Below are 12,878 nucleotides of genomic sequence, written 5' to 3' on the forward strand. Positions count from 1 at the left end.
TTCAGAGGTCTTTTTTTGTGCCTTATTTTTTCAAAATTTCAAGAGCCAATAATCCAAAACTCGACGTCCTAAATTTGCATTTTCATAAAAATCCTATTTTTTGGTATCAAAACCTACCATTTGAAAACAATCCGTATTTGAATATTATTTGCAAATAGAATATCTTTAAAAGGCTTTTAAGCAGTACCATTTTAAGTATCATTATCCCATTTTGATTTGACTTTCGCCGATAATGATACACACCAAAAATTAAACATATCGGAATTTTTTATTCCGAAAAAAAGCAACTGACTTTTTAGTCAGGTTATTTGAAAAATTTTGTCCCTGCGGGACGAATTTGAGAAGCAAGAGGGTAACACGCCAAGGCGATGTTAACGGTTGATTTTTAGTTGTAATTATTTGAAAAACAAATAATTACTGTTTAAAGGGTTTAAGAAAATAATAAAATTTTACAGTAAATCCTTTTGAAACCCTTATAAAACGGCAATTTTTTACAGTAAATGAGTTCAAATCATCAAAAGAAATACAGTTTTTCTGCCATTAGTATTAAACCTAATGTGGCAACTCGTTTTCGGAAATTTTCCAAAAGAATTTCACGTTCGCACACCGATACGCTGGAAACAATGATGAACTTTTTTGATTTGAACGAGCTATCCCCAAATGAATCTTTGGGTCCGAATATGCAGACCTTGGAGAATAGTCTCAAAAAACGAATCAATGCCCTTGTAGCCATTATTAGAGATATTGAAAAAAACCAGACCAAGCCCACCAATGCAATGTTGGAATTGCTTTTTCAAGAAAACCCAAATGAGAAAGAGTTACAAGAAGAACCATTTGAATTTGAACAACAAGAATTGATTACCGAAAACGAAGAACTAAATCATTACCGAAATCGTTACGAAGAAGTTCAGCAACAATTTCATTCCGTAAAATATGATTTGGAAAAAATCATCAATAAGACCACTTATGTAAAAAGCAGTTTTGGAGGTGGCTATTTAAAACTGGAACTGACCAAAGATGAATTTGAAAACATTAAACAAAAATTATAATGTATATCACAGTAACCAAACAGACATTAGATGGCAATTATGCACAGAGCGTTTCCGATTTTGTCGCTTATCTCGAAAAAGAAAACGATGACAAATCCATTGATGAAATGGAACATTTTTTCAATCAGTATGGCGAAGAAATATCAGGTAAGGAAGTCATTAAAGAAATTGACGGAAATACGGCTAAACTCAAAAAGACCGAACCAAAGTTTTATTCCATTACAGTCAATCCGAGTGCTTATGAATTGAAGCGATTGCAAAATCATTCCGAGGAACTGAAAAAGTACACCCGAGAATTGATGAAAGAGTACGCTAAATCTTTTAATCGGGAAATAAACGGACGAGCTGTTACTGTAGATGACATTATATACTATGCCAAAATTGAGCATCAGCGTACGTATAAGGGAACGGATAGGAAAATTCAGGAGAACCAACCTTATGCCACCAAGATACTTCAAATTAAGAACGATATCCGGAAAATTAAAAGTGGCGAATTAGAAGGCAACATCAAAAAATTACAGCAAACGATGTCCCGATTGGAAAAAGAAGCACCACATCAACAAGATGGAAAACGCATTGTTAGAGGGATGCCTAAAGAAGGCTCTCAAAGCCATATCCATATTATTGTAAGCAGAAAGGATATGTCCAATAAATACAGTTTGTCCCCTGGTAGCAAGTACAAAGCTTCGGAAACCGTTTTTAATGGCAAACCTGTAAAACGTGGTTTTGATAGGGACAAATTCTTTAAGGCTTCTGAAAAAACGTTTGACACTCTATTTCAATACAAACGAAACTATGTTGAAACTTATAAGGCACGTAAAACATTCCTGAAAAATCCAAAGTTGTATTTCTCAATTCTTTCGGGATTGCCAACCAATGAAAAGGCAACTGCCTATAAAATACTTGCCAAATCTGGTGTACCCATAATGAATATTCCAACAAACAAAGTACAGTTGGCATTAAAGATAATCAACAAGTTTAAAAAAGGGATTGACCGAGCAATACAGTCGGGTTCTATTGGGATATGAGTATGTCAATACCACATATCATCCTTTTTATTGTTGTTCCGGTATTGTTTGTCAGTACAGTTTTATATGTGTTTCTTCATCAAGAAGAGCCCAAAAACGGAGATAAGAAATATCAGGTACGCTTTAAACTTCGTCGTGGAAAATTTCAAATCGAAAATATCAAGCGAGGTGCATCGATTATTGGCTCTGCGGGAAGCGGTAAAACAGAAAGTGTTATCTATAATTTTTTACAGCATTTTAGTACCCATCAATTTTGTGGTATCATACACGATTACAAGGATTTTGAACTTACCGAAATTGCCTACCCATTATTTAAAGAAAAGGATATTAAATTCTATACCATAGCTTTTGACCAAATCCATTATTGTGTAAACCCAATTACCCCAAGATATTTGCCCAATGAGGAAAGTGTGAATGAATTATCCAAGGTACTCATTGAAAATCTTTTGGAGTTCAACGAATCCAGTACAAACAGTACCACAAAATTCTTCAGTGATGCTGTTGAAGGTTTGATGGGTGGAATGATTTGGAAACTAAAAACGTCCTATCCTCAATATTGCACCCTGCCCCATTTGATTGCTATTTTTCAATCGATGACTACCAAACAGTTGGTTACTTTTGTGAGCTCAAATATCACTTCCCGAAGTATGGCAAGTGCTTTTATCAACGGAATGGATTCTGACAAACAAACGGCAGGTGTGAAAAGCACATTGGCCAATGCCTTTAAAAAGATAGGTTCACAACAGTTGTTTATGGCTTTGTCAAAAGATGAAGTACCATTGAATATCAACAGCAAGGACAATCCTGCTGTTATCTGCATCGTGAACCATCCCAAATATGAATCAGCTTACTCGCCTATCATCGCTGCAATTATGCACACAGTCATCAAGCAAATGAGCGTGAGAGGTCAACAGTCGTCATTTTTAATGATGGAAGAAGCCCCAACCATAAAGCTGCTTAATATGCACCGCATTCCCGCAACTTTAAGAAGCTATGATATTGCCACAATTTACGTGATGCAGGATAAAATTCAGAATGATATGCTATATGGAGACAAAGCGAGTAAGGCTATTTTGAGCAATCTTTCCTATCAGTTTTTCGGCAAAGTTAATGACCCAGATACTGCAAAATATTATGAGCGTTTCTTTGAGATTGTTCGTAAGGAAACCACAAGTATAAATCGTGGACACAATCTAAATTTTGATACGAGAATTACCACAGGCGAAAAAGAAGTTTCTAAACGTAGAGCAGATGTTTTTTTCCGTTTGAAACAAGGCGAGTTTATAACTTTTGCTGATGGCAAAGATAAAAGAGTTCAATTTAAACTACAAACGATTAAAAGAGAAATACCAAATCCTCATCAACATTTTACAACCGATGAATTAAAGCTCAATTTTGAACGGATTTATAGAGAGGCAAAATCTATATTTAAGGTCAACTAAAATTAGTAAATAAAGAACAACCATAGTTTTTGCACAGCCTGTGCATCGATTAATTTGTATCTTTGTCAAACTTTATGAAAATATTCTTTTCCATATCAATGTCAATTTTATTCTTTTTTCAGGGAATTAGCATTGATATGGACTTTTGTGGACCAATTAAAGAAATTTCAAGCATTATTACCCATTATCAAGACCATAAAGTTTATGGAGACTCTTTCCTTGAATATGTAGTTGAAGATTACATTGACAATGATGCAAAAAATGAAGGGCATCATAATAACCCAGATAAGGAGAATACACCAGTCCATTCCCATCATCAATGTTGTCACCCTTTAGTATTAATTATTGCGAACAACAATTCGGTTTTAACCAATCGACTAAAGTTTGAAGAGAAAAAACAGTTTAACTTACATAAAGTAAACTTCACTTCCAGATATCTGGAATCGCTTTTCCAACCCCCTAAAGTATAATTCAGTTTTTTTTAGGATAGCTATATCCTACCGTGATGCTTTTCAAAGTAAGTATCGCATCATAAACGCATTGCATTTCTTTGCATTGCGATGTTTAAACTGAATTAATACTTTTTCTATGATTAACAAAATCATTTCATTTTCCATTAATAACAAGTTTATTATTGGGCTCTTTATAGTGGCACTTGTAGGTACGGGCATTTGGTCTATGGCCACTATAAATCTGGGTTCTGTACCCGATATTACCAACAACCAAGTACAGGTTATTACAGTTGCCCCAAATTTAGGTACTGAAGACATTGAACAATTTGTTACTTATCCCGTAGAATTGGCAATGGCAAATCTGCCAGACGTTATCGAACTGCGTTCGGTGTCCCGTTTTGGTCTTTCGGTGGTTACCATTGTCTTTAAGGATGAGGCTGGAACCTATCTGCCAAGGCAATTGGTACAGGAAAAATTGACCGAAGTTGCTGGAGAAATCCCTGAAGGTTTCGGCACACCTTTTATGGCACCCATAACAACAGGTCTGGGGGAAATATTCCAATATTCCCTAAAAGTAAAAGAAGGCTATGAAGACAGATATGATGCAATGGAGCTTCGTACCATCCAAGATTGGATTGTAAAACGTCAAATGGCACTAGTCCCCGGAGTCGTTGAGGTCAATGCCTTTGGAGGCTATGTAAAACAATACGAAGTTGCCATAAATCCTGATAAACTAAAAAGTTTTGGCATTACAATGAATCAGGTTTTTGAGGCCCTTAAAGTGAACAATGCCAATACTGGTGGAGCTTATATCGAAAAAAACCACCAAGCCAATTTTATCCGTGGCGAAGGGCTGGCACGAAGTATTGCCGATTTGGAAAACACGGTTGTAACCACACAAAATGGAAGCCCTGTCTTGGTAAGGGACGTTGCCGAAAAAGTGGGCTACGGAAACCAAGTGCGTTATGGTGCATTTACCCAAGACGGTCACGAATCCGTAGGTGGACAAATTTTAATGCTGAAAGGCGAAAGCCCAGGCGACGTGATTGAAAATGTGGAAAAGCGTATTGTAGAAATTCAAAAATCCCTGCCGGAGGGTGTTTATATTGATGCTTTTTTAAGCCGAAGTGAACTTATTGAGGCAACCACAAGTACCGTTAAAAACAATCTAATAGAAGGAGCCCTAATCGTCATATTTGTTTTGGTCTTACTTTTGGGAAGCTTCCGTGGTGGCTTGATAGCAGCTTCGATAATCCCTTTATGTCTATTATTTGCATTTATTTTGATGAAACAATTTGGCATTTGGGCAAATTTAATGTCCTTGGGTGCGATCGATTTTGGAATTATTGTAGATGGAGCGGTGATTATCGTGGAAGGAGCGGTTTTCCACATTCATCAACGGATGAAAAAATCCACAACCGCCATCAACCAAGCTGAAATGGATGAAATCGCCTATGATTCTTCAAGTAAAATGATGAATTCTGCCTTCTTCGGTCAACTAATTGTTCTTATAGTTTTTACACCGATTCTTTTTTTGACCGGTGTGGAAGGGAAAATGTTCCGGCCAATGGCATTTACATTTGGTTTTGCCGTTTTAGGAGCGATTATCCTTTGTCTTACCTACGTGCCAATGATGTCATCATTATTTTTAAAACCTGCTAAAAATCAAAATAGTTGGTTCGCCAAGTTTGAAAACAAGATTGATAGGTTCAGTGATAAAATTATGGATGTTCTGAATCGTATCTATCTGCCTATATTAAATTTTGCACTTCGCTTTCGGGCAGGTGTGGTTATAGGCGCGGTTTCCTTGCTTTTGATTTCAGGATTTATTTTCAGCAATATGGGAGCAGAATTTGTCCCTAAATTTGATGAAGGCGATATTGCATTTCAAGCATTGATAAAACCGGGGAGCAGTCTTACAGAATCTATTGAGGCTTCAGAGAAACTTCAGAAGTTAATCAATGAGTTTCCGGAAGTAAAAACAGTAGTTTCTAGGATTGGTGTGGCCGAAATACCGACAGACCCGATGCCTATGGATATTGCCGATAGTTATATTATTCTTGAAAAAGATAAGAGTAAATGGACTTCCGCAGATAGTAAAGAAGAACTGATAGAAAAAATACAGGAAAAAATTTCAGTAGTTCCCGGCGTAAATTTCGTGTTTACCCAACCTGTAGAACTTCGTTTTAATGAATTGCTTACAGGGGTTCGTGAGGACGTGGCAATCAAACTGTACGGAGAAGATTTAGGCGTTTTGGCAGACAAGGTACAGGAAATCGCAGCGGTCATCAGAACCGTTCCCGGAGCGGCTGACCTCAATGTAGAAGCTACAAGCGGTTTGCCACAAATGACAGTGGTGTATAACCGGGCAAAAATGGCACAATACGGTGTAACCGTTGACAAGCTGAATGATTATGTAAGTGCTTCATTTTCTGGAGAACAGGCAGGAGTCATTTTTGAAGGGGAAAAACGATTCGATGTGGTCATTCGTTTGGCAGAGGAATATCGACAAGACATCAATAGCTTAAAAAACCTTTTCATAGACCTGCCAAACGGTGCTCAAGTGCCTCTAAAGGAAGTTGCGGATATCAGTTATAAAGCTGGGCCAATGCAAATTTCAAGAGACAACACTATGCGTCGTATATCTGTGGGTGTAAATGTTCGTGGACGCGATGTAAAATCGATGGTCGAGGAAATTCAGCAAAAACTGGAAACGGAAGTGAAACTGCCACCAGGTTATTACGTCACTTATGGAGGATCATTTGAAAACCTGCAACGTGCATCAGACCGATTGATGATAGTAGTGCCCATCGTTCTACTAACAATATTTATCCTGCTTTATTTCGCTTTAAATTCAGTTACACAGGCCTTGATGATCTATATGGCAGTGCCTTTGGCGACCATTGGTGGTGTTTTCGTTTTGTTGATTCGTGGAATGCCTTTCAGTATTTCTGCCGGAGTCGGGTTTATCGTGCTCTTCGGAGTTGCCGTATTAAACGGACTCATACTCATAAACAAATTCAATGAATTAAAAGACAGTGGAATGACAGATTTAAAAAAACGTATATACGAAGCAACGCACGAACGTTTACGTCCAATTTTATTGACTGCCATTACCACAATTATGGGCTTTATCCCAATGGCGATTTCTACCTCTGGTGGTGCAGAAGTACAGCGACCTTTGGCGACAGTAGTCATTGGAGGAATGCTTACGGCAACATTTCTGACCTTGGTGGTTATTCCTATTCTTTATTATTGGCTGGAATCCCGAAAAGAAAAGAAGGACAATGGTGGAGATGTAAGTTATATTAAAAAATCAACCAATATTGTAACCGTATTATTGATGGTTGGTGGTTTGATGGCTTCGGGAACTGCTATTGCCCAAGACACCAATCAAGATGGTACAATCCCAAAGACCTTGACCATTGATGAGGCTATTGCTATGGCAAAACAGAATTATCCATCGCTTAAGGAAAGTCAGGCATTTATTGAACGGGAAAAGGCACTAAAGGGAACGAGTTTTGACCTTGGTAGCACACAAGTTTTCACGGGCAAAGAAGAATATGGCAATAATCTTCCTGGAGTGCAGACAACCGTTGGTGTGCAACAGGGCAATATCGATTTGCTTTCAGGATTTTCAAAATCGAAGTTTTATAAAGAGCGCATTGCCTTGGGAGAAAAGTTTTATGTGGCCAGTGAACAACAGTTGGTGCGCAATGTGATGCAAGCCTATGACCAAATTAATTATTACAAGGCACAGTTGCGTTTTGCAGACCAATTGGACAGTATTTATACCAATTTTAAGACCGCTGCCCAACTTCGGTATGATACGGGAGAAACAGGTAAGTTGGAATTTATTTCAGCCTCTTCAGAATTTCAACAGATTCAAGTATTAAGGCAACAAGCCTTTGATGATATTGAAATAGCCAAACGTGCCTTAAAACAATATTTGGGAACGGATGAATCCATTGAAACGATTAGTGAACCATACAAAACATTGGATTTTATGGCAATGTTAGATTCCACTTCGGTGGCCAATAACCCAATGTTGCAATATGCGTTGCAAAATGCCGAAGTAAGCAAGGCAAATGTGGGTGTTGAGAAATCACAATTCCTGCCGAAATTCAGCTTATCGTATGGCAGGCAGGTTGTAGATGATGTTTCAGGCTTCAACACCTATCAGGCGGGTATTAGCATTCCGCTATGGTTTTTTCCGCAGAAGTCAAGGGTAAAAGCAGCAAAGGCAGACGCAATGGTAGCAGAGAATCAATATTTGGAGCAAAAGGCGGTTACAGAAAGTCGCGTGTCGCAATTGACCAAATCCCTTGAAAAAACAAAGAAGATTTTGCAATATTACGAAGAAGGCGCACTATTGTTGGCAGAACAGCAAATTACCACAGCGCAATTGGCATCCAAGGAAGGCGAAATAGATTATGTCAATTATATCACCATTCTTAATAGTGCCATCCGTATTAAACAAAACCATTTACAATACATCAATCAGTATAACCAGCAGACCATTGATATGCAATATCAATTGGGCAATTTATAACCTTAAAAAAAGAGAAATGAAGAATATACTATTAGTTAGTACCGTATTATTTACACTTATGTTTATGAGTTGTAATGATGCCCAAAAATCTGAACTTGGACATAATGAAGCCGAAGGTGTATCAAAGACCAATGAAGTTGGAGAAGATGCACACGGCGAGGAAGGCCACAGTGAAGGAGAAGAAGAAGGTCACAGCGAGGAAGAAGGCGTTGTGGAACTCACAAAGCAACAGGCCGAAACCATAGGTTTGGAAATGAAACTTTTGGAGGAACGCAATTTAGGGAACAACATTAAGGTAACAGGTACGCTGGAACTTTTCCCACAGGATAAGGCGAACATAAGTCCGTTTGTTGGTGGAAATGTGAGTTCCATAAAAGTAATACCCGGAGATAACGTAAGCAAAGGACAGGTGTTGGCATATATAGAACACCCAGATATCATTGCAATGCAACAAGATTATCAGGAAAAAAATGATGAATTGGTCTTTTTGAAACAGGATTTTGAGCGCAAGCAGACTCTTTATGATAAAGGTGTTTCTTCTGGCAAGGAATTTCAAATGGCACAGTCAAAATTTCGTTCTACAACATCCAGCGTCAATGGTTTGCGGTCCCAATTGAGACTGTTGAGCATTAACCCGGACAAAGTGGCGGAAGGACAGATATATTCCGCTGTTCCCATTACCTCGCCTATAAGTGGGTATGTGGATGAAGTAATGATTAGCCTTGGCGATTACGTGGCACAACAATCCAAAATGTTCTCGATAAGCGACAACTCAAAAATTTATGTCAACTTCAAAGTATATGAGAAGGACATAAAGCAAATCCAGAAAGGACAACAGATATATTTTTCCACGGCCTCGCACCCAGATGAACTGCTTAAAGCAACCGTTCGGTCTGTTGGTAAAACCTTCAATACAGACCCAAAAGCTTTGGAAGTTCTGGCAGATATAGAAAACAAGGATAAAAATCTTTTGCCAGGTATGTATGTAGAAGGGCGCATAGTGCAGGGCGAGAAAAAGGGTTTTGCCGTTCCGGAAGCCGCCATTATAAAGGAAGGCGAGCAATCCTTTATTTTTATCTTGGATGAAGATGAGGAAATGGAAGTAGGCAAAATGAAATTCAAAATGATACCCGTAACGGTTGGTATTACTGATTTAGGCTTTGTTGAAGTCAATCTGCCTGCCGAAGTTTCAACCGATGCCAAAGTGGTCATAAACGGAGCTTATAACCTGTCTTCTGAAATGGTTAAAGGCGAACTGGAACACGGACATTAATTCAATAACAATCAAAGATTTTGATTCCGAGTTTGTTTATCGTCTTAATTAGTTAGTTAAAAATTAGAAAACAAGCTCGGTTCAAAATCGATTAAAACATAAAAATATTTTTAAGATGAAAGAAATAAAAGCATTTGTAAAACCGAACCGAATCCAAAGAGTCATTGAAGCACTATCAGATAATGGATTTGAAAGTATGACCCTTTCACAAGCAGAAGGTACTGGCGCATTCAAGGCAAAAGGTGCAAGACCTTCGTTGGATTTTCGTATTACCGATAGTCCTGTGGTTAAGCTGGAATTGGTCTGTCAAAATGAGGAAGCCCAAGCTGCCATTGAAATAATTTTAAAAAATGGCAAAACGGAAGAACCTGGAGACGGCATTATCTATATAGCAAATATTGAAGATGCCTTTCAGATTAAAACTGGGGATTCCTTAAAACGGTACGACCTATAAAACACTTCAGTACAAATGGAAAAAATAGTTCAACTTCTGGAAAACAAAGGGATACGACCTACGGCTATGCGCCTTATGACCTATAAGCGGTTGGCAGAGTTGAATGTGGCCATCAGCCTTGGCGACTTGGAAAAAGATTTTAAGGTCAGTGAAAGAAGTACCCTATTTAGGACTATGAAAGCGTTTGAAGAAAAAGGGATTGTGCATCAAATCGAGGATGGGACAGGGGTTATAAAATACGCCCTTTGCGAAGAAAATTGTGAATGCGAGGTCGGCAACGACCTTCATTTGCACTTTCATTGCAACAATTGTAATGAGACGGTCTGTTTAACAGAACATAAAATCCCTCACATCAACTTACCTGATGGTTATATTACCGAGGATATCAACTTGGTGGTAAAGGGTATCTGCGAAAAATGCAGTGGCAATTTGGTTTAAACGTTTGGTTTTTAAATTCAATTATCATTTATAAATAATGAGCAATGATAACAATCTATAAAAAAGAGGCTACTGTATATATGGTAGCAGAGAATAAGCTGGATGCCAAGGATTATGAAAACTTGATACCAGTCTTAACAGAACATATAACTGCCCATCCACAAGTGTATTGGTACATCGAGATGGAAAATTTTGAAGGCTGGACAGCAGAGGCACATTGGAAGGGAATTGAATTAAACCTTCCGAATGAAAAGCATTTAAAGCGTGTTGCTTTGGTGGGTAGCGTTAAATGGCAAGAACAATTTACCGAGGTATTGCTTCCTTTTTCAGAAGCTCATATAAAATTTTATAAGACCGAAGAAAAAGAATTGGCCAAAGAATGGATAGAAATAGAATAACATAAAAAATGGATATACTATTGATTTAAAAACAGAAACACTATGATGGACGATTGGTATTTTGGAGGAATGCACTGGATATGGTGGGGACTTTGGATAATCCTCATCTTTTGGATATTCCTAATTCCTTACCCCACCCCGGGACAGAAACGGAAAAAGGATAGTGCGATGGAAATCCTGAGGGAACGTTTTGCACGGGGCGAAATAAGCAAGGAAGAGTTTGAACAGCGAAAGAAACTGTTACGGGAAAACAAGAAAAAATAAACTGCAATGAAACCGCCTAATGGCATACATAATCAAAAAAGAGGAGGGCTGAACAGGCAAGGACTTCTTATTGCTATTGTTTTAGGGTTTGCGGTGGGCATAATCATTATACAGCCATTGGGCATTTCCCTATTCCAGTATGACCAGAGCGGTGATACGGGCAATTGGTGGTATTTGTTCAAAAATGCAGTTGGGCAAGCTCTTGGATTTGGAGATGTGGACCAAATCCTAAAAAATATCCTGTTTGGTATTATGGGAAGCAGTCTCGCCCTGATGTTCTATACAAGAAAAACAATATTTCAACTAAATAGGGAGAAAGTCGGAATAACCTTGATAAGGGAATTATTGGACAAAGGTGAAAACCACGAGGTAGAATTCAAAAGCACCTTGCGGTGGGACCTTCGACAAGGTAAGGTAAACAAAGCCTTGGAAATGGTAGTGGCAAAGACCATTGCGGGATTTATGAATACCGAAGGCGGCCATTTGATTATAGGAGTTGACGATGAAGGCCGTATCCTGGGGCTCGAACAAGATTACGGTACTTTAAAGAAACCGGGCAAGGACGGATTTGAACAGTATATAATGCAGTTGGTGTCCTTCAATTTAGGCACGCATTTTTGCCCTTTGGCAAAGGTGACCTTTTACCAATTTGAAGAAAAGGATATCTGTTATGTAAGGGTCTACAAATCGCAAAAACCAGTGTATTTGAACCTGGGCGACCGTTCTCATTTCTTTATCAGAACTGGGAACGGTACCCGTGAGTTGGATATGCCCGAAGCATTAGATTATATGGAAACACACTTAAATTAAACAATATGGGATTTTTAAAACATTTATTAAGAGGAAGTTATGGTCATCATTCCAACAAGCATCAACGTAAAAATAATGACCCAAGATTTGATGAACCCAAGGTTGTTGTGAGATGTATAAAATGCGGCAAAAACAATCCTGAAAATGCTTCTTTTTGTCAACATTGTGGCGAGCCTTTAGGTAAAGTAAAATGCAAAAGTTGTGAAGAACCAATACCTATGGATGCAAAATTTTGTTCTAAATGTGGCACTGAAGTATAGTTAAAAACCTTATAAAAAAGAACTCTAACTTTTACCAATATTTCATATATAGCTTTAGGTTAAAGATTTATAGCAAGAAAGTTTATGACATAATTGGAATACAAAATGTAAATAACCGAACTATATGAAATTAATGAATGACAGATTGTACCACAAAATATTCAACGGTGCCATTATTATGATTTTAATTATAACTGTTTCTTTGGGAATCGGGATGCTTGGGTATTATTATTTTTTGAAATTAAGTTGGATTGATAGCTTTTTAAACGCTTCAATGATTCTTACAGGAATGGGTCCCTTAGATGAAGCACAAACCGATGCTGGCAAATTGTTTTCTGGAATTTATGCCTTGTATTCTGGGATAATTTTCCTTTCGGCCATAGCAATCTTTATCTATCCCATTATTCAAAAAATTGGGAAAAAATTTGAACACCACCACTAATAACAATTATAATTTC

The 12,878-nt window shown here is 37.9% G+C and carries 13 protein-coding genes; all 13 read left to right on the forward strand.

Annotated elements, in window-relative coordinates; genetic code table 11:
- The first annotated feature begins 500 nt into the window (after positions 1-500).
- The 13 genes from FHG64_RS00725 to FHG64_RS00785 all read left to right on the forward strand — a co-directional run bounded on the left by FHG64_RS00725 (position 501) and on the right by FHG64_RS00785 (position 12,862).
- Positions 501-1,049, forward strand: coding sequence for a BfmA/BtgA family mobilization protein (locus FHG64_RS00725; protein WP_139064644.1), 549 nt, complete (start codon positions 501-503; stop codon positions 1,047-1,049).
- Positions 1,049-2,077, forward strand: a complete 1,029-nt coding sequence (mobB, locus tag FHG64_RS00730) for a MobB family relaxase (protein WP_008992775.1) — start codon at positions 1,049-1,051, stop codon at positions 2,075-2,077. Before FHG64_RS00725 ends, mobB begins: the two co-directional genes overlap by 1 nt.
- Positions 2,074-3,519 (forward strand): type IV secretory system conjugative DNA transfer family protein, encoded by a 1,446-nt coding sequence (locus tag FHG64_RS00735; protein ID WP_028281656.1) that lies wholly within the window; start codon positions 2,074-2,076, stop codon positions 3,517-3,519. The genes mobB and FHG64_RS00735 overlap by 4 nt, the downstream gene beginning before the upstream one ends.
- A 74-nt stretch (positions 3,520-3,593) precedes the next feature.
- Positions 3,594-3,989: a hypothetical protein gene (locus FHG64_RS00740; protein ID WP_228547182.1), complete on the forward strand. Its 396-nt coding sequence runs from the start codon at positions 3,594-3,596 to the stop codon at positions 3,987-3,989.
- Positions 3,990-4,107: 118 nt separating this feature from the next.
- Positions 4,108-8,523: a CusA/CzcA family heavy metal efflux RND transporter gene (locus tag FHG64_RS00745; protein WP_139064645.1), complete on the forward strand. Its 4,416-nt coding sequence runs from the start codon at positions 4,108-4,110 to the stop codon at positions 8,521-8,523.
- Positions 8,524-8,539: 16 nt separating this feature from the next.
- The gene (locus FHG64_RS00750) at positions 8,540-9,796 is read left to right on the forward strand and encodes an efflux RND transporter periplasmic adaptor subunit (RefSeq protein WP_139064646.1); all 1,257 of its coding nucleotides are present in this window, start codon (positions 8,540-8,542) and stop codon (positions 9,794-9,796) included.
- Positions 9,797-9,911: 115 nt separating this feature from the next.
- On the forward strand, positions 9,912-10,250 hold the full coding sequence (locus FHG64_RS00755) for a P-II family nitrogen regulator (protein WP_047418561.1): 339 nt from the start codon (positions 9,912-9,914) through the stop codon (positions 10,248-10,250).
- A gap of 15 nt (positions 10,251-10,265) precedes the next feature.
- Entirely contained in the window at positions 10,266-10,688 is a 423-nt protein-coding gene (locus FHG64_RS00760) for a Fur family transcriptional regulator (RefSeq protein ID WP_047418563.1), read from the forward strand.
- A gap of 44 nt (positions 10,689-10,732) precedes the next feature.
- On the forward strand, positions 10,733-11,086 hold the full coding sequence (locus tag FHG64_RS00765) for a SpoIIAA family protein (protein ID WP_139064647.1): 354 nt from the start codon (positions 10,733-10,735) through the stop codon (positions 11,084-11,086).
- Between the two features lie 42 nt (positions 11,087-11,128).
- A complete protein-coding gene (locus FHG64_RS00770; protein WP_026775389.1) occupies positions 11,129-11,350 on the forward strand; it encodes an SHOCT domain-containing protein in 222 nt (73 codons plus the stop codon).
- A gap of 6 nt (positions 11,351-11,356) precedes the next feature.
- Positions 11,357-12,160 carry an AlbA family DNA-binding domain-containing protein gene (locus tag FHG64_RS00775; protein WP_223248935.1) on the forward strand — a complete coding sequence of 268 codons (804 nt, stop codon included), beginning with the start codon at positions 11,357-11,359 and terminating at the stop codon, positions 12,158-12,160.
- Between the two features lie 5 nt (positions 12,161-12,165).
- On the forward strand, positions 12,166-12,420 hold the full coding sequence (locus FHG64_RS00780) for a zinc ribbon domain-containing protein (protein WP_026775387.1): 255 nt from the start codon (positions 12,166-12,168) through the stop codon (positions 12,418-12,420).
- A gap of 124 nt (positions 12,421-12,544) precedes the next feature.
- Positions 12,545-12,862: a hypothetical protein gene (locus FHG64_RS00785; RefSeq protein ID WP_036841153.1), complete on the forward strand. Its 318-nt coding sequence runs from the start codon at positions 12,545-12,547 to the stop codon at positions 12,860-12,862.
- Positions 12,863-12,878 lie beyond the last annotated feature (16 nt).

The organism is Antarcticibacterium flavum, from assembly GCF_006159205.1.
Taxonomy (GTDB): domain Bacteria; phylum Bacteroidota; class Bacteroidia; order Flavobacteriales; family Flavobacteriaceae; genus Gillisia; species Gillisia flava.